The organism is Haloechinothrix salitolerans (genome assembly GCF_042662605.1).
In the GTDB taxonomy this organism is placed as follows: Bacteria; Actinomycetota; Actinomycetes; order Mycobacteriales; family Pseudonocardiaceae; genus Haloechinothrix_A; species Haloechinothrix_A salitolerans.
The window spans coordinates 309,812-336,754 of sequence record NZ_JBHSXX010000001.1 but is presented as its reverse complement, the minus strand read 5'-3'; the positions used below and the strand labels follow the sequence as shown (position 1 = coordinate 336,754).

Genomic DNA, 26,943 nt, shown 5'->3' with positions numbered 1-26,943 from the left:
AGGCGGCGCTGTTAGCCGTCACGCTCGGCGGCGAGCAGGTCGTCCACCGACGCGGCACCGTGCGCATAGCGTCCCGCGATCTCGGAGTTGATCGTGTCGACGACCGCCTGCACCTCACGTCGCCTGCCCGACACCGAGCGCTCCTCCTCGGCGAAGGCGGCGAGGCTGCGCTCCAGCGCGTCATCGGAGAGCGACGCGACGTCCGACAACCCCGCGTCGGCGATCAGCGCTTCAGTGAGCCTCCTGCGCTCCCCGACCCTGGACGGTTCGAGTGACTGGTGCCTGCCGACCGTGCCGACCGCGTCGTCCGCGAGGATCTCGGCGAGTTGCTCGACCACGTCGGCCGACCCGCCGTCGCTGCGCCTGCGTTGCTCGGCACGCACGATGTCGATACGCGCGTGCAGCAGCCGCCGCAGGTATGACAGATCCGTCTCCTCCTGCGCCGCCTCGTCACGCCGCGCCCGCAGCTCAGCGAGGGTCAGGCGCTCCAAGCCATGAACGTAGTCAGCGGCGAGCACCCGATCGATGCGGCGCCTGCCGCCGGGGCGGACTTCAATCACGCCGACATCGTGCTCCAGGTAAGGGCCGATGCCAAGCATCCGGCCGCATTATCACGCGGATGGCGGTGTCGATCTTGTGATACCGAGCACTCATCCACGCAGCCGCTGCACCGCGTCCCTCCCCGGCGCGGGCCCTTCTTCCTGCACGGAGTCCGGGTCGATCGCGGCCTGCGCCATCCGGTCGTCCTGTCCAACGACCAGTTCGGCGTCCACTGGCACGGAACGCTTGATCAGCGCCAGTGCGATCGGGCCGAGTTCGTGATGCTGCACAACGGTGCCCACCCGCCCGACGGTGCGGTCCTTGTAGAGCACCGGGTCGCCGGTCTCCGGATAGATCTCCTGCGAGCCGTCAATGTGCAGCAGGAGCATGTTGCGCGGCGGCCTACCGACGTTGAACACCTTCGACACCGTCTCCTGGCCCCGGTAGCAGCCCTTGGCGACGTGGGCAGCGCCGCCGATCCAACCGACCTCGTGCGGAATGGTGCGCTCATCGGTGTCGACGCCCCTTCGAGGGCGCATGGACTCCACCCGCAGCGCGTCATACGCCCACGTGCCCGCTTCCCTGGCACCGGCGGAAACCAGCCGCTCCCACCAGGCCATCAGCTCAGCGCGCGGCACGAACAGGTCGATACCGCCGGGAGCTGGACCGGGCATTCTTCGCGCGACGATGCCAGACCCAGCCGCGACGGCGTACCGTTCGGAATCGAGGTCGATGTCCAGCTCAAGTTCCTCGAGAACGGCATCCGCATGCGGGCCGAGCACCGTCAACAGCGCCCACTCATCGGTGACGTCGGCGACGGTGACGTCGGACCAGAACCGCATCGCGTCCAGATACGCCACCACTGACTGCGTGCCGCCCTTCGGCAACGCACTGGTGATCTCGGCTCCGGTATCGGTGTCGGCCAGCACGGTCGGCTCACCGCCGAGCGTCGTGTGGCCGAGTACGAGGTGGGACTCCACCCTGCCGTGGCTGTCGAGGATCAGCGCCTCCGTGCCCTGACCTTCGGCGAGCTCGGTGACGTGCTGCGAGATCACGAGGTGCAACCAGGACAGCCGGTCGCTTCCGGTGACGGCCAGCACCTGGCGGTGTGACCTGTCGACGACCGCCGCCGCCCTGACCGCCGACCGCTGTTCGGCGAACGGATCACCGAAGTGCCACGGCACACCTGCTTCTGGATGTCCTTCCGGCGGGGCGACGGCGCCCTGCCGCCCGAGCACGGGAGACCGCACAATAGCTCCTCGATGTTGTTCCCCGGTTTCTAGCTACCCTGACCATTATGCGCGTTCTGGTTTTCCTCGACGGCTCGGTCGAGGATCCGGCCGTACCTCAGGTACGAATAGACGACCTCGGTCTGCAACGCGGTGACGGGGTCTTCGAGACAATCCTCGTACGGGACGGCCATCCTCGCGAGCTGCGGCCACACCTCGACCGACTGCGCCGCTCGGCTGCGATGCTCGACCTTCCCGAGCAAGACGTCAACCGGTGGCGACGCACCGTCGACGAGGTGCTCACCCGCTGGCCGCACGACCGCGAGATGGTCCTCAAGCTGGTCTGCACCCGCGGCTCGGACCCTGACGGGGAGCCGTTGGCGTTCGCGCTGGGCATGGACGTGGATGAAAAGATCCTACGCGCCCGCGAGACCGGCATCGCCGTGGTGACGCTCGACAGGGGCATCGACGAGGGCCTCGCCGAACGCGCTCCATGGCTGTTGCTCGGGGCGAAGTCACTGTCGTACGCGGTGAACATGGCCGCCATCAGGGAGGCCAACCGGCGCGGCGCCGACGACGCGATCTTCCTCGCCACCAACGGCACGGTGCTCGAAGGACCGACGTCAACAGTGGTCGTCGCGCGTGACCGCACCCTCTACACGCCACCACCGACCACCGGCATCCTGCCAGGAACGTCGCAGGCAGCGCTGTTCCGCGCCGCGCAACGCGCCGGATGGCACACCAAGGTCGAGCCGCTCCGCACCCAGGACCTACGCACGGCGGACGGGCTCTTCCTTACCTCGTCGATCCGCGAGATCACCCGAGTGCACACGCTGGACGGCGAGCCGCTGCCCGACGCGCGGGAATCGCACGCGGAACTCGTCGCGGCGTACGAGGCCGAGTACCGTCGCTGATCATGGGACTCCGTGAGTCATTCGAGCGTGGCCTCGCCAAGCAACTCGGCCACCCGACGGGGCGGCGTGGCGCGCTCACCGGCATGCTGCTGAACCACCGCAACGCGCAGCTCATTAGCGACGCGATCGCGGCGCTTGACCTGAAGCCGGGCGCGGTGGCGGCCGACATCGGCTTCGGCGGCGGGACAGGTCTCCGCACGCTGCTCGAGCTGGTCGGACCATCCGGCACCGTGCACGGCATCGACGTCAGCGAGGCGATGCTGGCGCGAGCGCGTCGCAAGTACGCCAAGGCGATCGACACGGGGACGCTAGAGCTTCACGAGGCGTCGATGTCGCGGCTCCCACTGGACGACGCCTCGGTGGACGGCGTGATCACGGTCAACACCATCTACTTCATCGACGACCTGAAGCGGGCGTTCACCGAGGTCGCCGGGGTGCTGGCGCCAGGCGGCAGGTTCGTGATCGGGATGGCCGACCCGGACGCCATGACCGAGATGCCGGTGACAAGGCACGGCTTCACGGTGCGGCCGACCGACGACGTCGTCGCGGCGCTGCGGGCAGCGCACCTCGACTTGGTGGAGCACCGCAGGTCCGGGACGGGCCAGCGGGCGCCGCACCTGCTGGTGACGACGCCCGCGGCGTGAGGGTCACGGCCGACGGCAGTGGTAGAGGATGTCGATCGGGTCGTCGGGCACGTCGTTGACGGAGACGACCTCGAACCCGGCGTCGGCGAACATCTGCCGCGCCAACTCCTCGCCCCACACCGTGCCAAGGCCCGCGCCGCCGCAGGCGAGCGAGACCGTCATGCAGTGCAGCGTGCTGACGGCGTAGAGCATCGGCGCCAGCGGGTTGTCGACGTTGTTCTCCAGGTGGCTGGACGCCTTGATGTCCACCGCGACGAAGCTGCCGCCCGGCACCAGCGCGTCGTGCACGCCGCGCAGCACGCCGTCCGGGTCGGCCTGGTCGTGGATCGCGTCGAACGCGAACACCGCGTCGAACCGCGCGTCGGCAGGCAGGTGGGCGACGTCCCGCACCTCGAACGTCACGTTGTCCAGCCCGGCATCGGCGGCCTCCGCGCGGGCTTGGTCGATGGCGTCGGCGGCGATGTCGTAACCCACGAACGTCGACGCGGGGAACGCTGTGGCGAGCACGGTCAGCGCGTGGCCGGTGCCGCACCCGATGTCCGCGGCGCGGATGCCTGACCGCAGCCGATCCGGCAGGTCGCCGGTCAGCGGCAGGATGCCGTCGATGAGCTGGCCGTCGTAGAGGCCGCGGTTGATGCCGTCCATGACGTCGGTGAAGCCGGGCCGGTACTTCTCGTACGGCACGCCGCCGCCCTCGCGGAACGCCTTGGCGACGTCCTCGATGTGAGTGCCGAGGTGGCCGACGAGCAGGCTGAGCGGGGCGACGTTGGTGGCGCCGCCGCCGGTAAGGCAGGCCGCGTGCGCCGCGGGCAGGGTGTAGGTGCGGGTGAGCGGGTCGTAGGTGGTGATGCCCGCCGTGGTGATCGCACCGAGCCACTCGCGGACGTAACGCTCGGTCAGCCCCGCGCGCTGTGCGAGGTCGTCGCTGGTGCCCGGACCGGCCGCGGCGGCGTCGAACAGGCCGGTGCGGTGTCCGATGTCGATCATGAGCGTGACCATGGCGCTGGTGTAGTCGCCGAGCAGCCGTTCGGCGAACTCTTCGGCGGCGGCCTGGTCAATGGTGTTGGTAGCGGCTTCGGTGATTCTGCTCGACTCCGCAAGCAGGTCTTCGGTGGTTCTGCTCGACCCTGCAAGCAGGTCTTCGGTGGCTCTCATGGCTGCCTCCTTTGTCCTGCGCTTGACGCTAGGAGGAGAGCGTCCGGCGCGACATCGGCCGAAGCATGCAACCTCTCGGCGGGCGATGGGTCGTGTTACCCACTCCGGCGCGCGAGGCCGCGCTCGAAGGCGTAGGCGGCCGCGGCCGTGCGGGTCGGCAGCCCGAGCTTGGTGAAGATGTTGGACAGGTGCCGCGCCACGGTCTTCTCGCTGAGCACCAATTCCGTGGCGACCTCGCGGTTGGTCTTGCCGTGCGCGACCAGGGCCAGTACCTCGACCTCGCGCGCGGACAGGCCGTCCAGGATGTCCGGCGCGGACACGGGCGGCGCACCGAGCCGGGTCATGGTCGCCTCGGCCGCGTCCCGTTCGCGCGCGCTCGCGTCGTGGTCGTCCAACGCGCTGTAGGCGTTCGCGAGCAGCAGCCGGACCCGCGCGCACTCGTACGGCGCGTCGAGCCGCAGCCAACTGGTGCAGGCCTGGCGCAACATCGGCAGCGCGTCGGCGGGCCGTCCCTCGCCAAGCAGCGCGGCACCGGTCGCGTGCCGAGCCATGGCGTGCAAGCCGGGGCTCGGGTAGCGGCGCGCGACGTCGTCCAGTTCGTCTGCGGCCTTACGAGCGACGCCGAGTTCGCCAGCGGCGACGTTGATCTCCACGGCCGCGAAACACAGGGGCGCGCGAGCGAGCGGATCGGCCGTGGCGGCGAGCGCGGCGTGGATGGAGCGCGCGGCGACGTCGGCGCGCCTCTGCGCGAGCCGCAGCAGCGACATCCCCGGCTGCGGATCACGGCCAAGCTCGTGCGCGCGCAGGTACGCGCGCTCGGCGGCGTCCAGATCGCCACGCAGCCGGAGCGAGTCGCCGACGACGTAGTGCGCATCGGCCGTGGTGGGCACCACCAACTCGGCCAGGTCGTCGCACACGCGGCGTGCCTCGGATTCCGACCGCGTCCAGTCGCCGCGTGTCTGCATAAGCTGCGCGCGGTGTACACGGCAGATGCCGGTGAAGACCACGGCGTCGGGCATGGTGGCGCACCATTCGTCGAACGTTTCCGTCCAGGACCGCATCCGCCGCAGGTCAACCAGCTCGTGGCAGGTAGCGATGACGTTGCAGTAAATGCTGCCAGCCCGGTCCGGTCGCAACTCGTCGGTGACTACAACGGCCATCGCCTCGTCAAAGAGCACGAGCCCGGCAGTGACGTCGCCAAGCGCGATGAGAGCGCGGCCCTCGGCCACGGTCGCCATGGTGGCGAGACAGACGTCGTCGTAGCGGCGCGCCGAGGCGCGGATGTCGCGGGCGGCCCGCACAACGCTCTCGGGGTCCTCGAAATCGGCCGCGTCGATGTCCAGGGCGTAGCGGAGGTAGGCATGCTCAACGCAGTCCACATCGTCGGCGAGCAACTGCCGTGCCCTTGCCAGCCATGCTCCACCGAGCGCGTCCTCCGCGCGCAGGAACCGCAGGAACGCCAGGTCCAATGCGCACATCGCGGCCAGCCGCGGGGCGGCCTCGGCGACGTAGGCACGGTACGCGCGCTCGGAGACGTCGAGCGTGTCATCGATCCTGCCGAGCCACCACGCCGCGTCGCCGAACCGGTTGAGGTCGTCCGCGCTCAGTGACGCCGGGTCAGCGGCGGCGAACCGTTCGTAGGCCAGAGGCCAGTCGCGGCTGGCGTGTGCCGCACGAGCTTCGGCAAGCGTTTCGGACATCGCAGATCATCCCGACAGTAGGGCTGTCGTGGATGAGTATGCACCCGCCCACCGCTCAGGCGGGACCGTCAGCCAGCCACTCGGTGCAGTTGCGCCGAGGTGTGCGGCTGCAACGACTGGCCAACCATCGCGCGTTCCTCGACGTAACCAAGGTCGCCATCGGCGATGATGCCGTAGAGGCGCTTCGCGCCGGTGACCTCCTTGGCGCTGGTGGAGCGCACCACGGCGTCCGTGGCCAGCTCCCACGACGTCTGCGTGCGGGGCTTGCCGTAGAAGACTTCGAGGACGCCGGTGTTGTGGGCGAGGAGCAACTCGATGGTGTCGTCCGGCTGCGGGCGCCACCAGCCGACCTCGCGCGCTGCCTGCCTGATGACGTTGCCGTCGTCGTCCAACAGCCACGACTTGGCCTCGTGGAACAGGAACGGCCTGCCGTCATGCGCGATGGTGAGCTGCTGCGCGTAGCGGACGGGACCATCGATCGTGGGATAGTCGACCTGGCCCTCGCCGTGCCAGACGCCGACCAACGGCAGCAGCGCGAGGCAGGCGTCGTTCAGGTTGGCGCCTTCCCGCAGGTTGGCGGTGTCGCCCGGGATGGGCAGCTCAGGCAGATCGGGCGACGGCCTGATGTTGCGGCCCCTCGTCTGTTCGGCGCGCCGCGCGGCGGCCTCGACCGCTTCGTTGCCGCTGTCCGCCATCAGCCCTGGTCTGCGTACAGCCGGTAGACGACGTAGGCCGCGAACCAGGTCGTGGCCACGATGGCCAGGACAAGCAAGGTCGAAAACAGGATCTCCACAGCTCGCTACTCTAACCCACCGTTGATCGCGGCACCCGAACGAGGCGGCACACTGGGAGCCATGCCACTCGCACTGGTCACTGGAGCATCCAAAGGCATCGGCGCCGCCATCGCGCGCGCCCTGGCCCCCACCCACCAGCTGCTGCTCGGCGGCAGGGACGCGGACGCGCTGGCCACGTTCGCCAAGGAACTGCCGGACGCCAAACCACTCGCCGTCGACCTAACGGACCCGGACGCCGTCGCAACAGCAGTCGCGGGAATCGACGCGCTGGACGTCCTGGTCCACTCGGCCGGCGTCGCACCGCTGGGGCGTATCGAGGACGCCGACAGGGAGGCGTGGCAGCGGAACTTCGACGTCAACGTGCTCGCCGTCGTGGAGCTGACCCGGCTGCTACTGCCCGCGCTACGGGCGGCGTCCGGGAACGTCGTGCTGATCAATTCCGGCGCGGGCTACAACGCGCGGCCCGGCTGGGCGCCGTACGCGGCGAGCAAGTTCGCGCTGCGGGCGTTCGGCGACGCGTTGCGCGCCGAGGAGTCGTCGCTGCGCGTGACGTCGGTGCATCCCGGCCGCACCGACACGGCCATGCAGGAGCGCATCATCGCTGGCGAAGGCCGCGAGTACCGAGCGTCGGACTTCCTGCGACCGGAGTCCGTGGCGCAGGCCGTGCTCAGCGCCGTGACGGCGGGGGACGACGCGCACGTCACCGAGGTGAGCATCCGACCCCGGTGACGCTCAGTAGCCGAAGTCTTGCGTCCAGAGCCAGCCGTTGGTGTCGAGACCGATACCGATGGTGTTCAGGTCGCAGTTGAGGATGTTGGCGCGGTGGCCGTCGGAGTTCATCCAGCCCTCCATGACGTCCTCGGCGGTGCGGTAGCCCTTGGCGATGTTCTCCGCGCCGGGGCTTGGGTAACCCTCGTTCTCGATCCGCTCGGCGAACCCGACGCCCTCTGGGGTGTCGTGGGAGAAGTAACCTCGCTCGGCCATGTCGGTGCTGTGCTTGTTCGCCGCTCGCTCGATGCGTTCGTCCACTGACACCGCACCGCAGCCATGGTCCGCGCGAACGTCGTTGACCAGTCGCACCGCGCGTTCGGTCATGGTGGGCCGCTCGCTGGTCTTGGACGTCGATTGGGACGTCGTCACCTCGGGGGTGACGGTGAGCTGCCGAGTGCGCTCGGTGGTCCGCGTCGGGGACGGCGCGGACGACGTCGTCGTTGGCGATGTCGTAGTGGGCTTCGGCGTACGTTTCGGCTTCGCCTTGGCCGACGTCGTCTCGACGGGAGCTCGAGCGGGCTGCCGGTCCGATGTCGTCACTGGCGTGGGGACGGGGGATGGGCCAGTGCCGACCGCGCCCGCACCGCCGTTGTTCGGCGCGTCGGCGAGCGCGATCTCCGCCGACAGCGAGCGAAACGCCGCGCCGATGTCCGTCTGGCCGGTGGCGATCGTGTAGCCGCCGGCGGTCACACCGCCGAGGACCACGCCGAGGAGGGCAGCCAGCGCCCGAGATCGATGCGCACGGTGGTAGGTCACGGGCAGGTAACGTACCACTAACAGGTGATTACGCCACCCCTTCGCGCGAAATTTTTACTCCGCGTGATCCTCGCAGCTCAGACCCGCACTTTCGCACCCGCCGAACGGACTACGCGCTGTGCCTCCGCCCGGTCCACCTTGGTCGGCTCCGCGGCGGACACCACCTGCTCGCCCGCCACCCAGACGTCGCGCACCCGCCGGGAGCCAGCACCCCAGACGAGGTTCGCCAGCAGCTGCTCATCGGGGACGTCGATGCCCCCGGCGAACGTCGGATCGTCCAGGTCGACGTGCACCAGGTCGGCCCAGCGGCCCGGTTCGAGCACGCCGATGTCATCCCTGCCGAGCGCGGCCGCGCCACCACGGGTCGACATCAGCAGCGCCTCCTCGGCGGACAACGCCGTCGAGTCGCGCGTAGACAGTCGCGCCAGCATCGCGGCGAGCTGCACCTCGTGCCAGAGGTCGAGGTCGTCGTTGCTGGCGGGGCCGTCGGTGCCGAGGCCGACGTCGATGCCAGCCGCCTGCAGATCGGTCAGCCGCGCGATGCCGGAGGCCAGCTTGGCGTTGGAGCCAGGACAGTGCGCCACCCCGACACCGCGCCGCGCGAACAGCGCGATGTCCTCGTCAGACATGTGCACGCAGTGCGCGGCGAGCACCCTGCCGTCGAGCATTCCGACGGCGTCCAGCAGCTTCGGCACGGAACCGTGCCCCTCACGCTGGCTGACGTCCTCATCCCGGGCCTCGGCGACGTGTACCTGCATCAAGGCGCCACGCGGCACCGCGGACTCCGCGATCGCCCGCAGCGCGTCCTCCGGCAGCATGTACGCCGAGTGCGGGCCGTAGCCGATCTCGATCCGATCGGCGGGCCCGAACCGCAGACCATCGGCATCGATCCAGCGGTCAACCTCGGTGATCATGGCGCGCCAGTCCATGCCTGGCAGGTCGATGATCGGGCAGCCGATGACCGCTCGCGCGCCGGTGGTCAGCACCGCGTCGGCGACCTTGTCGCCCTGGAAGTACATCTCCGCGCTGGTGGTGACACCGTGGCGCAGCATCTCGATCGAGCCGAGCACCATCCCGGCACGAATCTCCTTCGGCCCCATGCGCGCCTCGGCGGGCCAGATCACCTCGCGCAGCCAGCGCAGCAACGGCAGGTCGCCACCCATACCTCGCAGCACCGTCATCGGGCTGTGCGCGTGCGCGTTGATCAACCCTGGCAGCAGGATGCCGTCCAGCTCGGTGACCGTCGCGTCGTTAAGCGCGGGCGCCCCTGCCCTCGGCCCCGCGTAACTGATCCGCCCGGTCGCATCGATGTCCAACGCGGCGTCGCGCACCACGGGGCAGTCGTCATCGCGGTCGCAGGGCAGTAACGCGGGGGCGTGCAAACGAAACGGAAACGGCATGGCCTGAATCCTGCCAGAAATCGCCAGGTTTACCGCCGCTCGTACATCAGGTCGCGCGAGACCCTGCCCTCCCGCTCGGCGCGGGACTCGAACTTGGTCACCGGCCGCCAGTCCGGGCGCGGCGCCCAGCCACCTGGCTCGTCGGCGTATACGTTGCGCAGCAACGGCTCGCCGTCGCAGACCTCGCGCATCTGCTCGGCGTAGTCCTCCCAGTCGGTCGCGAGGTGCAACGTTCCGCCGACCCGCAGCCGCGACGCGACAAGCCGCACGAACTCCGGCTGGATCAGCCTGCGCTTGTGGTGGCGCTTCTTCGGCCACGGGTCCGGGTAGAAGATCCGCACGACATCCAGCGACTCCGGCGCGATGTGCTCGGTGAGCAGCACGACGGCATCGCCGTGGAGCAGCCGCAGGTTGTCGACGCCCAGCTTCTCGGCGCGCAGCATGAGCTGGCCGAGGCCAGCGTCGTAGACCTCGATGGCGATGTAGTTGACGTCGGGTTCGCGCTTGGCGAGCTCCGACGTCGTCTCGCCCATGCCGGAACCGATCTCCAGCACGACAGGGGCCTTGCGGCCGAACCACGCGTCGACGTCGAGCGTGCCCTCGAGTTCGGACACCGTCTTACCGAGCGCGGGCCAGTGCTCACGCCATGCGCGCTCCTGCCCGACGGTCATCCGCCCGCCGCGCTTGACGTAGCTGACCACGCTGCGTGGGTGGGCCACGTTGGTTGGTCGTTCCTGGGCGCTCACCAGCACGACCTTACCGAGCGCCCACCCGGCGGCCGGACACCGCTACCTCAGCGAATGGCCTCGATCTCACCGAGCCGGGACCGCAGCCCCGCGAGGCCTGAGATGGCGATCGGTTCCGGTGTCGCTCCTGAGTGCGCTGGCAGGACGTCGATCCAGCCGGTGTGCCTGTCAGTGTTGAGGACCGTGGTCGGCACGGTGTACCCGGACGGCCCGCGCTCCGACGGCATGAACTCCCAGTACCCTGACTCGCCGTCGGCCGCCCACGGCACGAACTCCCAGCCGGGCCGGGGCAGCAGCAACTGCGCGATCCGGTCCTCGACGCGGAACGCGGTCGTGCGCGATTCGATGTCCTCCCGCGCGAGCGCGCGCAGCCACCACGGGGCTGGCACATCCGGCCGAGGCTCGTCGGTGCCGCAAGCCTCGCGGTACAGCGCGAGCACGTGCGCCTCCGGCGCGCGGTGGATGTAGGCCCTACGGATCTCGGCGGGGCGGGTAGCCTCCGTCGCGGAGTGGGGCAGTTCCAGCGCCTGCGACCATTGCAGGCCAGCGGTGGGTTCGACGCGCAACCGGCTACGTTGCTCAGGCGGCGCGATATCGGCGGCAGCGGAATCCTCGGCGGTATCGGTACCGCTGTCCTTACCGCTGCGTTGTGTTGTTTCAGTCGCCGTCATGGTCACCTCCAAGGCGTCTCAATGACGGACATACCCATTTTCTCTGCTCAGCGAACTAATGTCGGCCGTTCGTGAGAGTTCTCACAAGCTCGCACCCTAACCTGTCACAGCCGTGATCGCTCGCCGAGCGCCGCACTGGGGTCTCAGTCCCTGTATCGCGGGATGAACACGAATCGTTACTACTCCGATACGGCGAGAGTCCGGGTCGCCCCCGAATGCGACCCGGACTCTCTATCCCCGAAACCCACCGTGCGCACCCCGAAGGCGCACGACGGGTGTCCTTACGCGTCTCGCCTGCGTGCCACCATGATCGCCGCCGTCAGCAGCACGGCCGCGACACCGGCGAAGTACGCCAGCGCCACCCAGGGGCTCAGCGTCGACGTCGACAGCGGCGGCCCCTCCGATGCGCCCCGCACGGCGCCGTCACCGCTGAGGAACTTCTCGGCGACGTTGAACGGCAACCACTTGTAGATGTCGTCGCCAACGCGCGGAATGATCGGCACCAGTGTCTCGACGACCATCACGTAGATCAGCAGCAGCGAGATCGCGCCCGCGCTGTGCCGGACGAGCGTGCCGACGGCGACGCCCATAACGGCGGTGATCGCGTAAACGAGGCCGACGCCAGCGACCTGCCGCCAGTCGGCGGCACTATTGAGCGCGAGGTCGCTCCCCGGCGCCAGCAGCGCGGATACGCCGAGCGCGCCGAACGCCGCGATCTCCCCGATCACCAGCGCGAGCAGCGCGACGACCCCCGTCTTGGCGAGCAGCACCGCGGTGCGGTTCGGCACGGCGAGGAACGTCGACTTGATGGTGCCGAAGCGGTACTCCGTGGTGATCGACAGCGCGGCGAGCACCATGATCACGGCCAATCCGAAGCTGTAGCCGAACTGCGACGTGGCGACGGTGATCGGGAAGTCGCTCGGCGCGGTGCCGGTGATCAGCGCCGCGAAGCCGATGACGATGGTCAGCGCGACGGCGGCGCACCACCACGGCGAGCGGGTCGTGAACAGCTTGATCCGTTCTACTGCGAGCAGAGTCATGTCGTGTCAGCTTTCCTGTGTGGTGCTGGTCAGTGTTAGCTACTGAGTGGCGTATTCGACGGTGTCGCCGGTCAGGTGCATGAAGGCCTGTTCGAGTGAGCCCTGCTGCGGGCTCAGCTCGTGCAGCACGATGCTGTGTTTGGCGGCCAACTCGCCGATGCTTTCGCTGTCCATTCCGGACACAACGACGCCGCCGTCCTCCTCGCGGACACCAACGTCCTCGCCGGAGAGGACATCGACGAGCACCGAAAGCTGCGGCGAGCGCACGCGCACCGTCTGTTCGGTGGCGCGCGCGACGAAGTCCGCCGTGCTGCTCTGCGCGACCAACTCACCCTTGCCGATGACGACCAGCTCGTTCGCGGTCAGTGACATCTCCGACAGCAGGTGGCTTGACACGAGCACCGTGCGGCCTTCGTCCGCGAGCCGGTGCATGAACTTGCGCATCCAGAGGATGCCCTCCGGATCGAGACCGTTCACCGGCTCGTCGAACAGCAGCACCTCCGGGTCGCCGAGGAGCGCGCCCGCGATGCCGAGCCGCTGCGACATGCCGAGCGAGAACCCGCCCGCACGCTTGCTGGCCACGCTGGTCAGGCCGACGATGTCCAGCACATCTTCCACCCTGCGCTTGGGGATGCCGTTTGCCTTCGCGAGCCAGGTCAGGTGCGCGCGGGCGGACCGGTTCGGGTGCACCCACCGGGCTTCGAGCAGCGCCCCCACGGTGCGCAGCGGGTGTTTCAGCTCGTGGTAGTGCTTGCCGTTGACGGTCGCGGTGCCCTTCGTCGGCCGGTCAAGGCCGAGGATCATGCGCATCGTCGTCGACTTGCCCGCGCCGTTCGGCCCGAGAAAGCCGGTCACCGTGCCCGGTCGCACCTGGAACGACAGGTCGTTGACGGCGAGCGTGTCGCCGTAGCGCTTGGTGAGGCCCTTCGCCTCGATCATGGTGTCTCCCTTGGTCCGGCCTGTGGCGCGCCAATCGGTCGCGACTGCCATGCTCGGGCAGTCACGGGTCATCGCGCGTCATCCCTGGGGTCGATTTCCTCCCCCGACCCACGTAGCACCCTGCCAGCACACAGTCCCAGTCCGGTATCGGTGAAGACCCTGATCCGTCCCCCATTTCGCGAGTCACACCCGGTGTTGGTCGCGGTCGCGAACGGTCAGACGCCCGGCCGCGCCAGCCCGGTCTCGTACGCGAGCACCACCGCCTGTACCCGGTCGCGCAGGTCAAGCTTCGTCAGAACCCGCCCGACGTGCGTCTTCACCGTGGCCTCTGACAGGTACAGCTTCCCGGCGATCTCGGTATTGGACAGCCCGCGTGCCACCAGGGCCAACACCTCGCGCTCCCGCTCGGTCAGCACGTCGAGCACGGCGGAATCGCGGGTCGGACCGGCCGAGTCGACGAACCGGTCGAGCAACCGCCGGGTGATGCTCGGCGAGACGACGGCATCGCCGGACGCCACCGACCGGATCGCGAACACCAGCTCGTCAGGCGGCGTGTCCTTGAGCAGAAACCCGCTCGCCCCGCCGCGCAACGCGGAGTAGACGTACTCATCCAGGTCAAACGTCGTCATCACCAGCACGCGCGCGGTGTCCGCCGCCACGATCCGTCGGGTGGCCTCGACGCCGTCCAGGTTCGGCATGCGGATGTCCATCAGCACCACGTCCGGCTGGTGCTGCTTGGCGAGCCGAACCGCGGCGTCGCCGTCACCCGCTTCAGCGACGACGTCGATGTCGGGCTGCGCGCCGAGCACCATCCGGAAGCCGACGCGCATCAGCTCCTGGTCGTCCACAAGCACAACCCGGATCACTGCGTTCCCCGTTCATCGCGTCCTCAGCGCGCCCGCTCACGGCACGGCGTGGCGGCCCTGGTGCGGGATGACGGCGTGCACGCGCCAGCCGCCGCCCGGTTCGGGCCCGACGCTCAGCTTGCCACCGAACACCGACGCGCGCTCGCGCATTCCGATCAAGCCGTTGCCGCCTGACACGTCGGTCAGCGCGGGCGCCAGCACGGGACGCGCCTTGCCAGCTCCGTCGTCGACGACGTCAACCTCGACCGAATCGGCTCGATGTCGCACGGTCACGGTGGCCGACGCGGTGCGACCCGCGTGTTTGAGGGTATTCGTCAACGCCTCCTGCACGATGCGGAACACGCCGAGCTCCACCCCGGTCGAGACGTCGGCGAAGTCACCGTCCAGGTGGAGCCGGACAGGCATGCCCGCCGCGCGCATCCGCTCCGCGAGGTCGGGTAGTGCCGCGATGCCCGGCTGCGGCGCGAGTGGCTGCTCGGCGACATCACCGGACCCACGCAGGACGTCGAGTAGCCCGCGCAGCTCGTCGAGCGCGCCCCTGCCGGTTTCGGCGATGGTGCGCAGCGCGTCCCGCGCGGTGGCTGGGTCGCGCTCGATGGCGTACATCGCGCCGTCCGCCTGCACCACGATCACGCTCACCGCGTGCGCGACGACGTCGTGCAGTTCCCGCGCGATCCTGCTGCGTTCCTCGGCGACCGCGATCTGACTGGCGTGGTCGCGTTCGGTCTCAAGCAGGTGCAGCCGCGCCTCCAGCTCGGCCTGGTACGCCCGCCGCGCGCCGACGAACTCGCCGAGAACCCAGCAGAATCCCAGCGCACCACAGGTAAAGCCGAGCGCGATCAGCCACTCCGCACGCTCGACCTGGATCAGGATCTGCACCGTGGACACGACGACCTGCACCCCGAAGTAGGTCGCGGTCTGTCGCCGGTTGACGTAGACGATCAGCGTGTAAACGGCGATACACGCGGTGGCGATAGCGGCCATGCCCAGCTCGAACGCCGCGTGCACTGTGCCGATGATCAGCACAAGATATGCGAACCAGATCGGGTGTTTGCGCCGTATGACCAGCGGCGCGACCGCCGCGAGGGTGATCACGGCGAGCACGGCGGCCGGCGCGGAAGGACCGGCGCGCTGCTCGCCTTCGACGCCGAGCAGCAGCAGGTCGAACGCGGCGATCAGCACGGCCATGGCGCTGTCCCCGACCATCGGATGCGCGTGCAACCACAGGCTCAACCGACGCATGCGCCTCAGACTATGTTGACGACATCGCCCGCGCGTCCGTCTCAAGTAGCACCCTGGGGTGAACCTCAGACGGACCCGTGTCGTGGCACGATGCGGCATAGCGACCCGCGCCGGGCCGAGCAGGAAGGGGATGGGGGAGTTGACCGCTGTGACGGACCAGGGCGTGCTTGTCGGTCCACTGTCGACGTCGGTCGCGAACCTCTGCCGCAGGCTCCAACCCCAGGTCGGCCGCGGGACGGCGGCGGGATTCGCCGAGGTGTTGCGTCGACTGAGCGCCCCGCTGCAGGTCGCGGTTGCCGGGCGGATCAAGTCGGGCAAGTCCACGCTGGTCAACGCGCTGATCGGGCGCAAGGTGGCGCCAACGGACGTCGGCGAGTGCACCCGCCTTGTCACCCGGTTCCAGTACGGCACGGTAGACCGCGTCGAGGTCGTGCTCACCGACGGCAGCACCACGGTGTTGCCGTTCGACGCCGACGGCATGATCCCCGCGTCGCTCGGCATGGACCTGGACGCCGTCTCGCACATCGAGGCGTACCTGACCAGCGCCGTCCTCAAGGAAATGACGGTGATCGACACCCCCGGTCTCGGCTCGCTCGACGCGGCGTCGGTGGCACGCACCGAGGGCGTGCTCGGTAGACGGCGGGGGTCAAGCGAGGACGGCGATGCTGTCCCCGCGCTCGATCGCACGTCGCGGGACGCCGTCGCGGGGGCGGAAGCGGTGCTGTACGTGGTGACACAGAGCGTGCGGGCCGATGACCAGCAGGCGCTCGCGGCATTCACCGCCGCCACCGCCAGCAAGGAGGCCGGTCCCGTCAACGCGATAGCGGTACTCAACAAAGCCGACACGGTCGCTCCTGAGTCGGTCACAGGCGCGGACGGCGACGTCTGGCGCGCGGCGTCGCTGCTCGCCGAGGCGCAGGCCGCCACCCTTAAGCCCAAAGTGGCCGACGTCATCCCGGTGATCGGGCTGCTGGCCGAGACAGCCGAGTCCGGGGGGTTCACCGCGGCGGACGCCGACGCGCTGCGCGATCTGTCCGAACTGGACGACGCGACGCTCGAGACGATCCTGCTGTCGGCGGACATCTTCACGAGCTGGGACTGCGACGTGCCCGCCGGGACGAGGTCGCGACTGCTCGATCGCCTCGACCTCTACGGCATACGGTGCGGCATCGAGGCCATCAGGGCGGAACCGGGCATCACGACGGGTGAGTTGCGCCGTACGATCAGGGACGCCTCCGGGCTCGAAGCCGTGCGTGCGCGACTGGGCACGGTGTTCGCGGCACGGGCGGACGGCATCAAGGCCGCGGCGGCGCTGGCCTCGATCACCGCACTCGCCCAAGCCGCGCCGGACCCGGCCGAGCGCGGGAAGGTGCACGACGCGATCGAGGTACTGCTAGCGACGCCTGAGGCGCACCAGCTACGTGTGCTCGAGGCGTTGACTCTGGTCACGTCGGGTGCCGTCGACCTGGCGGATGACCTCACCGAAGAGGTGCTGCGGGTCGGCAGCAACGCCGAGGTGACCGCGCAACTCGGCATGCCGGACGCCAACCGGGAGCAGCTCACCGCCCACGCGCTGGAGCGGGCGGGTTGGTGGCGCTCGTTCGCCTCGTTCGGCGCGACTCCGGCGCAAAGCAGGGTGGCACACGTCGTGCACCGGGCGTACTTCCTGATCTGGCAGCAGCTGCGCGATAAGTAGGCGAGAGTGGTGGCAGTGGCAACATGGTTCAACCGCCAAGATGGCGATCCACCCGGGACCAACCCCGATGACGTACCGACCGGCGAGATCGCCGCGCACCTCATCGCCGCGGCCGATACCGGCCAGCGGGACATGCGGCGGTTGCGGGACGACCGCGCCGCGCTAATCCAGCTGTGTCTCTACGCGCTGGACCGCGCCCGCAGTGAGGGAGTTATCGCTCGGATCGAGGAGGGCCTCGCTGGGGTCGGCGTCACCGCGCTGCGCCCTGACGGCCAGCCGTTCGACCCGGCCCGACACGAGGCGGGCGGCACGGTGTCCACATCGGATGATTCACTGGCGGGCCGAGTGGCCGAGACCGAGGTCGTCGGGTTCCGCGACGGCGACACGCTGCTCCGAGCGCCGGTTGTCACGGTCTACACCGCGGGCGGAACGACGTGACCTCCGCGTTCTTCCAGCCACGGGCCACACCGATCGAGAACGCCAGAAAGGGCTGCGACTCGCTGATCGCATCGCTGCGTGAAATCGACGCCAACGCGGCGGACTGGGTGCGCGAGACACGCGAGCGGCAAGGGGACGCACCGGCCATCGTCGTCGTGGGGGAAACCAAACGTGGCAAGAGTTCACTGGTCAACGCCATGCTGGCCAGTCAAGGACTGTCCCCGGTTGACGCCGATGTCGCCACGGCGACGTACCTGCGGTTCATCTACGGCGATTCGCCACGCGCGCGAGCTTGCTACCCCGGCCACCGGCCACCGGTTCCATTCGAACTGGACGAGCTAGCCAGCTGGACGTCGGCGACCTGCGAACTGCCGGAGGGCCAACTGCCGCCGCGCTACGTCGAGGTGGCCTACCCGTGCCCATTACTGCGGCGTGTGTCGCTTGTGGATACTCCGGGTGTCGGCGGGCTCGACTCGATGCACGGCGAGCTGGCGATCGAGGCGGCGGCATCGGCTACCGCGCTGTTGTTCGTCGTTGACGCGTCCGGGCCGTTCACCGCGAGCGAGCTGGCGTTCCTGCGCAAAGTGAGCGACAAGGTCGAGACCGTCCTGTTCGCACTGTCTAAAACGGATGCCTTCAAAGGTTGGCGACAGGTGCTCGACGCTAACACCACACTGCTGGCCGAGCACGCGCCCCGGTTCGCCGATGCCGAGGTCTTTCCGGTATCGGCACGGATGTTCGACATGGCAAGCACCGCGTCCTCGGACGACGCCGCGGCGATGCTGCGGCAGCAGTCCGGCGTGATCGCGCTACAGACCGCCGTGCAGGAGGCCGTCATCGGCAGGGCGGACGCGTTGCGGGAGGCGAACACACTTCGCACGCTGGTCACCGCGTTCGAAGAGCAGACAGCGCGACTCACCGCCGAACGACGCGCGCTCCAAGCAGGCGAGTCGGAAGGGGACGCGCTCAGAAAGCGCAGGGACGCGCTGCGGGCGGAACGGAAGTCGTCAACGCGCGGGTGGCAGCTCACCCTGCGCAGCGAGATCCAGCGTGCGCGAGTCGACTGCACGCATGAGGTCGCGCGGCAGGTGCGCGATGTCCAGTCATGGTTCCGGCAACGCATCGACGGTGCCGACGCCGACGTGCTCGACGCCCTGCCGCGGGAGGTCGACTCCGCGCTGCGGCTGGTGTCCGCGAGGCTGAACACCCTGCTCGACCAGCGTCTCAATGAGGCGACCAGCAACGCGCTCGCCGACCTGTTCAGCGAGGACGAACTGCGAGTGATCCGGGCCCAGTTCGCACGAGGCGGCACCCAGCCGGTCGTGCTGCGCCCGCCCGAGAAACGCCCCGCGACCGCCGAGGACAAGCTCATGGTCGGGATGGGCACCTACATGGGCATCGGCGCGAGCGGGACCGGGTTGAGCCTGGCCACCGGCGGCGCGATGACGCTAGCGACCGCTGGCCTTGTCGCCGTACCCGTGCTGGCCGTCGGGCTCGGCGCTGGCTGGTGGATCGGCAGGACCAGGCGGCACGCCGCGAACAAGCAGCACGTGAAGACCTGGCTGACCGACGCCATCGCGGATGCGCGTTCGGCCATCGACCAACTGGTGTCGGAGCAGATCATCGACGCGGAGCACCAGTTGTCGCTCGCCCTTGAGGAGGCGCTGACCAGGCGGATCGAAGCGATCGAGGCGGAGATCAAGGAGGTCGACACGACGTTGAAGCTCAGCGCGGCGGAGAAGTCGAAACAGCTCGCCACTGTCGGCGCCCACCTCAAGAACGCGGAAAGCGGCCTGGAGACCGCCCGCACGCTGCTCGCATCCCTACGCTGACCCGCCCGGCCTATCGAGCGTCCGGTACGTCCGGTTCGTCGTGCTCATCGAGCGGCATCACGGCCGCGGATCGCTCGGGGGCGTGTCGGTTCGTTGTGCCGGGAACCCGCCGGGCCTACGGTAAGTCTCAGCCACGACGTTTCGACGAGCACACGACAAGTCTGGCGCGGTCAGCCCGGTCGGGCGATGGACACGAGGGGACAGTCAAAGCGATGTACGTGGATGAGTCCGGCGGTAGCGACGAGACGGTTACGAGCGAGGACGTGACCGTCACGGTCGACGGGCAGGACTACGAGGTCGAGAAGAACGCCGATCTCGACTCCGATGGACATGTCGACACCGCGATCGTCGATAACGCTGATAACACCCGGAGCGCCTACATCGACGAGGATGGCGATGGCGACGCGGACATCTACGTCGAGGCGGACGAACGGGGCAACACCATCGCCGAGGCACGGTTCGACGAGCAGGCCGGTGAGTGGGTCGCCATCGACCCATCGGCACCCGACCAGGCCACGGCGACCGCGGGACCGACGGACACCCACACGAGCGAGGACACCTCCGGTACCGGAAAGTCGATGACGGCCGACATGCCGCGGGGCGAGGTCGAAGTGGGGCCCGCGACGATCGACACCAACGAGGACGGAGTGAACGACACCGCCGTCACCAAGGACGACGAGGGCAACACGTTCTACTTCACCGACGTCGACAGCGATGGCGAGGCCGACTACGCACTCGTGGTGGAAAGCGACGGCACGACCGTCGCGCTGAAGCACACTGGCGACGGCCGATGGGAGCCTGTCGATACCGGCGCCACCCAGACCAGCGGCGGCAACGGCGGCGAGCCTGGCGAGGACACCGGAAGCGGAATCGGCGAGGCCATTGGCGACGCGGCACAAGAAAGCGTGAGCGGAATCACAACGAATATCGAGGGTGTCGCCAAAATCGATCCGTACACGGGGCAGTGGTTGAGCCCAAACTGAGGTATCCGGCTGCCCATGCCGAAGATTTTTCTGGCCTGACCTAACGGACATATCGCACGCTGGACCACCGCCGCCGGTAGGCCGCGATGTCGCCATCGGCTCGGGAACCCGTCCGTCGACTACTCCAAACGTGATCGCCAAGGGAAAACTGAATCGATTCCCTTATCGTTCTTGTGAGAGAACCGACAGGACATGGCTCGGTTACCTGGCTTTCACCCGGCTACTCTCAAGGGACCCCCAAAACGAGCACGCCGACGAAGCGACGCCAAGCACTTGTCCGCTTCCCGGTGCGCGAAGCCATTCGGTCGCCGGCAACGAAGCCCGCACGCCGATCACTCAGCCCCGCGTGGTCTCCGCGTGGGCTAACCGTGTCGGAGTCAGGAGATTTACGAGATGACTGCTGTAGCCATCCCCGGACTGGACAACGCACCTACGACGCATAGCCGCGTGCTCGAGTGGGTGCGTGAGGTCGCCGAGCTGACGACCCCGGACCGTGTGGAATGGATCGACGGCTCGGACGCCGAATCGGAGCGGATCAACCAGAAGCTCGTTGACCAGGGCACCTTCGTGCCGCTGAAGTCGAAGCCGAACTCGTACTGGGCGGCATCCGACCCGAGCGACGTCGCGCGGGTCGAGGAGCGCACGTTCATCTGCTCGGCACGGGAAGAAGACGCCGGGCCGACCAACAACTGGATGCACCCCGACGAGATGAAGGCGATCATGACCGAGCTCTACCGGGGCTCGATGCGGGGTCGCACCATGTACGTCATCCCGTTCTGCATGGGGCCGCTCGGCGACGAGAACCCGAAGCTCGGTGTCGAGATCACCGACTCCGAGTACGTCGTCGCCTCGATGCGCGTGATGACCCGCATGGGCAAGAAGGCGCTGGACAAGTTCGTCAAGGAAGACGGCACCGAGCGCGAGTTCGTGCCCGCGCTGCACTCGCTCGGCGCGCCGCTCGAGCCCGGCCAGGAGGACGTCCCGTGGCCGTGCAATGACACGAAGTACATCACCCACTTCCCCGAGGAGCGCACGATCTGGAGCTACGGCTCCGGCTACGGCGGCAACGCGTTGCTCGGCAAGAAGTGCTACTCGCTGCGCATCGCGTCGGTAATCGGCCGCGACGAGGGCTGGCTGGCCGAGCACATGCTGATCCTCAAGCTGATCTCGCCGGAGAACAAGGTCTACTACATCGCCGCCGCGTTCCCGAGCGCCTGCGGTAAGACCAACCTGGCGATGCTGCGACCCACCATTCCTGGCTGGCGGGTCGAGACCCTTGGCGACGACATCGCGTGGATGCGCTTCGGCGAGGACGGCAGGCTGTACGCCGTCAACCCCGAGGCCGGTTTCTTCGGCGTCGCGCCTGGTACCAACTACAAGACCAACCCGCACGCGATGGAGACCATCAACAAGGGCAACTCGGTCTTCACCAACGTCGCGCTCACCGACGACGGCGACGTCTGGTGGGAGGAGATGGAGAACACGCCCGAGCACGCGACGTCGTGGAAGAAGCAGGACTGGACGCCGGACTCCGACGAGAAGGCCGCGCACCCGAACTCCAGGTACTGCACGCCGATGTCGCAGTGCCCCATCCTCGCGCCTGAGTGGGACGACCCGAACGGCGTGCCGATCTCGGCGATCCTGTTCGGTGGCCGCCGCGCGAACACGATCCCGCTGGTCACCGAGTCGCGCGACTGGCAGCACGGCACCTTCATGGGCGCCACGCTGTCCTCGGAGAAGACCGCCGCAGCCGCGGGAAAGGTCGGCGAGGTGCGCCGCGACCCGATGGCGATGCTGCCGTTCATCGGCTACAACGCCGGTGATTACTTCCAGCACTGGATCGACACCGGCAAGCGCGCCGACGCGAACAAGCTGCCGAAGATCTTCTACGTGAACTGGTTCCGCCGTGGCGACGACCGCCGCATCCTGTGGCCAGGCTTCGGCGAGAACTCGCGCGTCCTGAAGTGGATCATCGAGCGGATCGAGGGCAAGGCCGCCGCGTCCGAGACCCCGATCGGCTGGGTGCCCACCGCCGACCAGCTCGACCTGAACGGCATCGAGGACACCCCGCTCGAGGACATCGAGCTGGCGCTGAAGGTCGACCCGGAGGAGTGGCGGCAGGAGATCCCGCTGATCGAGGAGTGGTTCGACAAGATCGGCGAAAAGCTCCCGACGTCGCTGCGGGACGAGCTGGAAGCACTGAAGCAGCGCCTCGGCTGACGTCGGCTGAGTCGTACGGGCCCGGCACCTCCCCGTGTGGTTGACATACCGGGGTGCGTGTCGGGCCCATTCGCGTTGTGGACGTGTTCACCGACCGTCGGCGTGGCCCGCTCGGGCGTGGGGCATAGTTGCCCCCAGGTTGTGGATAACTCTGTGAACAACCTGTGGACCTACTGCTCCGTTAGGTGGACGAGTCGCGATCATCGGGGCATGGCCGAGCTATGACCGCGCCCGTCCCGCCAACCACGCTGTCACCGGGCCGTCACCGGAAGGAGACGCCTCGCTCCGGCTGCCGCGCGGGCGTTGTCTCTGGCTCGGGTAGCGGCGTTCCAGGGCACAGGGTGTCCGGTGGCACCTGGTTATCCACAAGGTAGGCGTTCACCAGGTTGTCCACACAGCCGTTACCCCCGGCGTAGATGCCGTGGTCGCCTTCGTTGGTCACGGTGATCATCCGCGACCCGGCGAAGTTCGCGTGCGCCCGCCGCGCCCCTTCCAGCGGCGTCGCTGGGTCGTGCGTCGACTGCACCATCAGCACCGGCGGCACGCCTTCGCCTGTTGGTGTCGGCAAGTCGATCGGGTCGTTGTCCCAGAAGACGCACGGCTGAACCAGCCATCCCCACCCAAGCAGGGGGTAACGTTTGCCGAGGTAGTCCGACTGCGCGACGACGCTGCGCCGGTCACCACGCCACTCGGTCTCGTTGCAGGGAATGGTCCAGAAGCTGGCATCAAAGGCGTCGTCGTATTCGCCGCCTGGCGGGTTCGCCGACTCACCGCCGAACCCGCTCACCTGCGCACGGGGCGCACCCGTGCTGCCGTCAATGCCGACCGCGAGCGGTAGCGGACCGCCGTTGTCGTCCCGCAGCCGCAAACGCCGCAACGTGTCGAGAGCCGCCACGCGGCGCTGCCCGTGCGCTCGGTCCATCGCCAAGTCACGCACCGCACGCAGGTACTCACCCAAGCCGGGAAAGGCGAGCTTGTTGTACATCGCGCCCGAGATCTGGATGTCGAACTCGTTCGGTCCGATGGTCTTGCCGTCCAGCTTGACTGGGTCGGCTTCCAGCGCGTTCCGGACCTTCTCGTAGCGGACGCGAGCGGCCTGCGCCGTGCGGCCGTAACCGTAGATGTCGTGGTGCCGCGCCAGCCAGGGCAGGAAGTCAGCCCGCCACCGGCGCTCGAAGCCGAGCGGTTGCCAGTCGAAGGCCTTCTGCCAGTTCGCGGTGAAGTCGATGTTGGAATCGAACACCATCTTCTCCACCCGACCGGGGAATGCCGTCGCGTACTGCGCACCGAGCCACGTACCCGCCGAGTAGCCGATCCAGCTGATCTTCTTCCGGTCGAGCAGCGTGCGCAGCAGATCGATGTCACGCACGGTCTGGTAAGTGTTGATGAACCGCCCGAGCTCGCCGGACTTCCGCTGACACGCGTCCGCCGCGGCCTCCGTCGTGTCCAGGATCAGGTCGAGGTTCTCTTGGCTGCGGTCCCTCGGATCGAGCGGGTCGACGTTGCTCGTCGCGCCGCCACAAGTGATGTTGCTGCTTTCGCCGGTGCCGCGTGGGTCGAAGCCGATGATGTCGTAGTTCGCGCGCATCCGTTGCTGCTCGCGAAACCGCACTGGAAACAACCTTCCTGGGCCGCCGGGACCGCCCGGATTGGTGAGAATCGCGCCGCGAGCGGTACCCGTGGCGGGCAGCTTGCTGACCGCGATCGTCACGTCGTCGCCGTCGGCGGGGTCGTCCCAGTCCATCGGCGCACTGAACTCACCGCAGCGCAGCTTCTTCGCGACAGCGGGTGCGGATTCGGGGAGCCCCTCGCACGGACCCCAGTCGATGCGCTGCTGGGTGTAGGCGGCGCGCGGCTCGGTCGGCGCTGATGGAGCGGAAACGGCGGGGACGGCGCCAGCCAGCAATCCGACTACGGCCGCGGGAAGCACCACGGCGTGCCTCAGTCGTGTCATGAGGTTCCTGGATTCATCGAAGGGACGCGGGCGGTGACACTCGGTACTGAATTGTGTACCGCCCGCCAAGATCGCGAATCCTCGGGGTGCGCGATGACACCTGGGGCACGCATTGGAAAACCCCGTGATGCTGCCAGGTCGGGGGTCCGCCAGCACCACGGGGTCATCTGGAGTATCGACAGCGGCCTTGGCAGCGTTACACCTTCACCCAATTGTGTTCTGGGTCACCATGTCGAGCTGGTACCATAGCCCGCTTTGTCCGATTTAGCTTGGTTCGTTTTAGTCCTCCCGCTTGCCGAGCAGGTAGTGACCGAAATGCGGCACGGTAAAGGCGATCTGGCCCCGCTCGGCGGAATAGACGAGCCCCTTCTTCATCAGACTGTCGCGCGCGGGTGACAGCGAGGACGGTTTGCGACCGAGATACACCGCGACGTCCGAGCTGCCCGCCGGTTCGTCGCGACCGTGGGTCAGCTCGGCCATCGCGATCAGGTATTCCCGCTCCGCGGGCGTCGCACGCTCGTAGCGAGAGCCAAAGAAGCCGACCGCCAGCTCGGCCTCCGCCTCGGGTGCGGCGACCTTGACGTCCTCGTGGGTGATCGGGTCGGCGGGCGCGGCGTCCCACGCCGCCTTGCCGTACGCCTGGATGAAGTAGGGGTAGCCACCCGATACGTCGAACAGCGCGTCCAGCGCCTCCGGCTCGATGCCGGTCTCCTCCCGCTCGATTGGTGCGAGCACCGCGACGTCCGCGTGCTCGCGGTCCAGCCGATCGATGCGGGCATACCGGAACAGCCGCTCAGAGTACGACTTGGACGCCGATAGCACGGCGGGTACGTGCGGCAGCCCCGCCCCGACGACCACCAGCGGCGCACCGGATTGCGACAGCTCGTGGCACGCCGCGCACAGCGCGGAGACGTCGTCCGGCCGAAGATCCTGCATCTCGTCGATCAGGAGCGCGACCCCGGTACCGACGTCCGCGGCCAACTCGGCGACATCGGTGAACAGTTCGACCAGATCAATCTCGATGTCGCCGGAGTCAGCGCGGCCCTGCGCCGCGGGGACATCGATACCCGGCTGCCAACGATCACGTAGCTTGGTGTCCGAGTGATTGGCACGCAACGCGAACGCCTTCAACACACTGAGGACGTCTTCGACACGGTCCGGCGCGCGATGCCGCACGGCGAGATCGCGGATCGCCCGATGCAACGCGGCGGACAGCGGCTTGCGCAGCTCGGCGTCCGGGCGCGCCTCGATCTTGCCCGTTCCCCAGCCGCGCCGCAGCGCCATGGACCGGAGTTCGCCGAGCAGCACTGTCTTGCCGACGCCGCGCAGCCCGGTGAGGACGAGGCTGCGTTCCGGCCTGCCACGCGCGACCCGTTCCAGCACGACGTCGAAGGCGTTGAGTTCCTTCTCCCTGCCCGCGAGCTCGGGCGGACGCTGGCCCGCACCTGGCGCGAACGGGTTCCGTACCGGGTCCATGACTAGCACCGTATCGACATTTCTAGTGCCAGCCCGATATTCCGGCATATTCCACTACGCGTGTCGCACCGCCACCGTGCGCCGTGTCCCGTGTTCTCGACGCCGTGTCCCGCGTTCGGTGCGGTCCGGCTGGGTCCGCGGCCCCAGCCGGCGCGCGTGACGACACGATTAGCGCAGGGCGCGATCGGCGTAAGTCACCATGGCGTCGCGGACGAACGCCGCCGTGCCCTCGCCGTGGCGGTCGTAGTTCGCCTTGAACCTCGGGTCATCGACATACATCTGACCGAGGCCGACGAACTCGTCCGCCGTCGGGCGCCTGCCCTGCCAGCCGATCGTGATCCAGTCGTACTGACGCTGGGCGATCGCCTGGACTTCGTCGCTGTCGGCCGACTTGCCCTGGGTAAGCGCCTCGGCGAAGTCCGCGGCGATGTCGTGCTGCCGCCGCTGGAACTCGTGTTTGTCCTCATCGGACAACGAGCGCCACCAGTTGTCACCGCGCTCCCAGGCGTCCTTGCCCCAGCGCTCGATCACCTCGTCCTTGTACTGGGTGTGATCGAACCCGTCGAGTGCTTCGGTTGCCATGATCTGTTCACCTCCTTCCAGCTTGCGCAGAGTCGTGGTCACCGACGCGATCTGCCGCTCGATGCGGTCACGCTCCTGACGGAGCCACTCCAAGTGGACCGTCAGCGCGGCGGCACTGTCCCGTTCGCCGTCAAGCACGTCCGCGATCGCGGGCAGGCCGAGGCCAAGCTCCCGCAACAGCAGGATGCGTTGCAGCCGCACAAGGCAGTGTTGGTCGTAGTAGCGATACCCATTGCTGCCGACCCGGCTCGGCGCGAGCAGCCCCACGTCGTCGTAGTGCCGCAACGTGCGACTGGTCGTGCCCGCCACGCGCGCGATTTCCTGGATCGACCACTCCTGGGTAGCCACGACGTCC

At 68.4% G+C, this 26,943-nt stretch carries 24 protein-coding genes; 8 read left to right on the top strand and 16 right to left on the bottom strand.

Features of this window, described 5'->3' with window-relative positions; genetic code table 11:
- Nucleotides 1–11 precede the first annotated feature (11 nt).
- Both ACFQGD_RS01535 and ygfZ read right to left on the bottom strand, forming a co-directional pair.
- Nucleotides 12–560, bottom strand: coding sequence for an RsiG family protein (locus ACFQGD_RS01535; RefSeq protein ID WP_345403777.1), 549 nt, complete (start codon nucleotides 558–560; stop codon nucleotides 12–14).
- A 90-nt stretch (nucleotides 561–650) separates the two neighbouring features.
- Nucleotides 651–1,790: a CAF17-like 4Fe-4S cluster assembly/insertion protein YgfZ gene (ygfZ, locus tag ACFQGD_RS01530; RefSeq protein ID WP_345403657.1), complete on the bottom strand. Its 1,140-nt coding sequence runs from the start codon at nucleotides 1,788–1,790 to the stop codon at nucleotides 651–653.
- A gap of 47 nt (nucleotides 1,791–1,837) precedes the next feature.
- On the opposite strand from ygfZ, the gene ACFQGD_RS01525 reads away from it, so the two are divergent.
- Together ACFQGD_RS01525 and ACFQGD_RS01520 are read left to right on the top strand one after the other, a co-directional pair.
- Entirely contained in the window at nucleotides 1,838–2,683 is an 846-nt protein-coding gene (locus ACFQGD_RS01525) for an aminodeoxychorismate lyase (RefSeq protein WP_345403654.1), read from the top strand.
- A gap of 2 nt (nucleotides 2,684–2,685) precedes the next feature.
- Nucleotides 2,686–3,327 (top strand): class I SAM-dependent methyltransferase, encoded by a 642-nt coding sequence (locus ACFQGD_RS01520; protein WP_345403651.1) that lies wholly within the window; start codon nucleotides 2,686–2,688, stop codon nucleotides 3,325–3,327.
- Between the two features lie 3 nt (nucleotides 3,328–3,330).
- Here the strand turns inward: ACFQGD_RS01520 and ACFQGD_RS01515 are convergent, their stop codons facing one another.
- From ACFQGD_RS01515 to ACFQGD_RS01505, 3 genes are all read right to left on the bottom strand, one after another.
- Nucleotides 3,331–4,482 (bottom strand): class I SAM-dependent methyltransferase, encoded by a 1,152-nt coding sequence (locus tag ACFQGD_RS01515; protein ID WP_345403648.1) that lies wholly within the window; start codon nucleotides 4,480–4,482, stop codon nucleotides 3,331–3,333.
- A gap of 95 nt (nucleotides 4,483–4,577) precedes the next feature.
- A complete protein-coding gene (locus tag ACFQGD_RS01510) occupies nucleotides 4,578–6,182 on the bottom strand; it encodes a LuxR C-terminal-related transcriptional regulator (RefSeq protein WP_345403645.1) in 1,605 nt (534 codons plus the stop codon).
- A gap of 68 nt (nucleotides 6,183–6,250) precedes the next feature.
- Nucleotides 6,251–6,877, bottom strand: a complete 627-nt coding sequence (locus ACFQGD_RS01505; RefSeq protein WP_345403642.1) for a heme-binding beta-barrel domain-containing protein — start codon at nucleotides 6,875–6,877, stop codon at nucleotides 6,251–6,253.
- Between the two features lie 150 nt (nucleotides 6,878–7,027).
- Between ACFQGD_RS01505 and ACFQGD_RS01500 the strand changes: the two genes are divergently transcribed.
- A complete protein-coding gene (locus tag ACFQGD_RS01500; protein ID WP_345403774.1) occupies nucleotides 7,028–7,705 on the top strand; it encodes an SDR family oxidoreductase in 678 nt (225 codons plus the stop codon).
- Between the two features lie 3 nt (nucleotides 7,706–7,708).
- On the opposite strand, the gene ACFQGD_RS01495 is transcribed toward ACFQGD_RS01500, so the two are convergent.
- The 8 genes from ACFQGD_RS01495 to ACFQGD_RS01460 all read right to left on the bottom strand — a co-directional run bounded on the left by ACFQGD_RS01495 (nucleotide 7,709) and on the right by ACFQGD_RS01460 (nucleotide 15,407).
- Nucleotides 7,709–8,503, bottom strand: coding sequence for a CAP domain-containing protein (locus ACFQGD_RS01495; RefSeq protein WP_345403639.1), 795 nt, complete (start codon nucleotides 8,501–8,503; stop codon nucleotides 7,709–7,711).
- A 77-nt stretch (nucleotides 8,504–8,580) separates the two neighbouring features.
- Nucleotides 8,581–9,903 (bottom strand): amidohydrolase family protein, encoded by a 1,323-nt coding sequence (locus tag ACFQGD_RS01490; protein ID WP_345403636.1) that lies wholly within the window; start codon nucleotides 9,901–9,903, stop codon nucleotides 8,581–8,583.
- 29 nt (nucleotides 9,904–9,932) lie between these two features.
- Nucleotides 9,933–10,574: a tRNA (guanosine(46)-N7)-methyltransferase TrmB gene (trmB, locus tag ACFQGD_RS01485; protein WP_345403771.1), complete on the bottom strand. Its 642-nt coding sequence runs from the start codon at nucleotides 10,572–10,574 to the stop codon at nucleotides 9,933–9,935.
- A 122-nt stretch (nucleotides 10,575–10,696) separates the two neighbouring features.
- Nucleotides 10,697–11,320, bottom strand: a complete 624-nt coding sequence (locus ACFQGD_RS01480; protein ID WP_345403633.1) for a hypothetical protein — start codon at nucleotides 11,318–11,320, stop codon at nucleotides 10,697–10,699.
- Nucleotides 11,321–11,601: 281 nt separating this feature from the next.
- Nucleotides 11,602–12,360: an ABC transporter permease gene (locus ACFQGD_RS01475; RefSeq protein WP_345403630.1), complete on the bottom strand. Its 759-nt coding sequence runs from the start codon at nucleotides 12,358–12,360 to the stop codon at nucleotides 11,602–11,604.
- A 39-nt stretch (nucleotides 12,361–12,399) separates the two neighbouring features.
- Nucleotides 12,400–13,299, bottom strand: a complete 900-nt coding sequence (locus tag ACFQGD_RS01470) for an ABC transporter ATP-binding protein (protein ID WP_345403627.1) — start codon at nucleotides 13,297–13,299, stop codon at nucleotides 12,400–12,402.
- Nucleotides 13,300–13,514: 215 nt separating this feature from the next.
- On the bottom strand, nucleotides 13,515–14,165 hold the full coding sequence (locus ACFQGD_RS01465; RefSeq protein ID WP_345403624.1) for a response regulator transcription factor: 651 nt from the start codon (nucleotides 14,163–14,165) through the stop codon (nucleotides 13,515–13,517).
- Nucleotides 14,166–14,201: 36 nt separating this feature from the next.
- Entirely contained in the window at nucleotides 14,202–15,407 is a 1,206-nt protein-coding gene (locus tag ACFQGD_RS01460) for a sensor histidine kinase (RefSeq protein ID WP_425557381.1), read from the bottom strand.
- Between the two features lie 130 nt (nucleotides 15,408–15,537).
- Here ACFQGD_RS01460 and ACFQGD_RS01455 point away from each other — a divergent pair, with 130 nt between their 5' ends.
- The 5 genes from ACFQGD_RS01455 (at nucleotide 15,538) to ACFQGD_RS01435 (ending at nucleotide 22,576) form a co-directional block, all read left to right on the top strand.
- On the top strand, nucleotides 15,538–17,103 hold the full coding sequence (locus ACFQGD_RS01455; protein WP_345403621.1) for a dynamin family protein: 1,566 nt from the start codon (nucleotides 15,538–15,540) through the stop codon (nucleotides 17,101–17,103).
- A 15-nt stretch (nucleotides 17,104–17,118) separates the two neighbouring features.
- A complete protein-coding gene (locus ACFQGD_RS01450; protein WP_425557380.1) occupies nucleotides 17,119–17,541 on the top strand; it encodes a nucleotide exchange factor GrpE in 423 nt (140 codons plus the stop codon).
- Nucleotides 17,538–19,373: a dynamin family protein gene (locus ACFQGD_RS01445; RefSeq protein WP_345403618.1), complete on the top strand. Its 1,836-nt coding sequence runs from the start codon at nucleotides 17,538–17,540 to the stop codon at nucleotides 19,371–19,373. The genes ACFQGD_RS01450 and ACFQGD_RS01445 overlap by 4 nt, the downstream gene beginning before the upstream one ends.
- Before the next feature lie 212 nt (nucleotides 19,374–19,585).
- Nucleotides 19,586–20,356 carry a DUF6802 family protein gene (locus ACFQGD_RS01440; protein WP_345403615.1) on the top strand — a complete coding sequence of 257 codons (771 nt, stop codon included), beginning with the start codon at nucleotides 19,586–19,588 and terminating at the stop codon, nucleotides 20,354–20,356.
- A 393-nt stretch (nucleotides 20,357–20,749) separates the two neighbouring features.
- Nucleotides 20,750–22,576 (top strand): phosphoenolpyruvate carboxykinase (GTP), encoded by a 1,827-nt coding sequence (locus ACFQGD_RS01435; protein WP_345403612.1) that lies wholly within the window; start codon nucleotides 20,750–20,752, stop codon nucleotides 22,574–22,576.
- 262 nt (nucleotides 22,577–22,838) lie between these two features.
- Here the strand turns inward: ACFQGD_RS01435 and ACFQGD_RS01430 are convergent, their stop codons facing one another.
- The 3 genes from ACFQGD_RS01430 to ACFQGD_RS01420 form a co-directional block, all read right to left on the bottom strand.
- Nucleotides 22,839–24,530: an alpha/beta hydrolase gene (locus ACFQGD_RS01430; protein ID WP_345403609.1), complete on the bottom strand. Its 1,692-nt coding sequence runs from the start codon at nucleotides 24,528–24,530 to the stop codon at nucleotides 22,839–22,841.
- 279 nt (nucleotides 24,531–24,809) lie between these two features.
- Nucleotides 24,810–26,006: an ATP-binding protein gene (locus tag ACFQGD_RS01425; protein ID WP_345403606.1), complete on the bottom strand. Its 1,197-nt coding sequence runs from the start codon at nucleotides 26,004–26,006 to the stop codon at nucleotides 24,810–24,812.
- Nucleotides 26,007–26,174: 168 nt separating this feature from the next.
- Complete coding sequence (locus tag ACFQGD_RS01420; RefSeq protein WP_345403603.1) at nucleotides 26,175–26,936, bottom strand: MerR family transcriptional regulator; 762 nt, start codon at nucleotides 26,934–26,936, stop codon at nucleotides 26,175–26,177.
- Nucleotides 26,937–26,943: the final 7 nt, after the last annotated feature.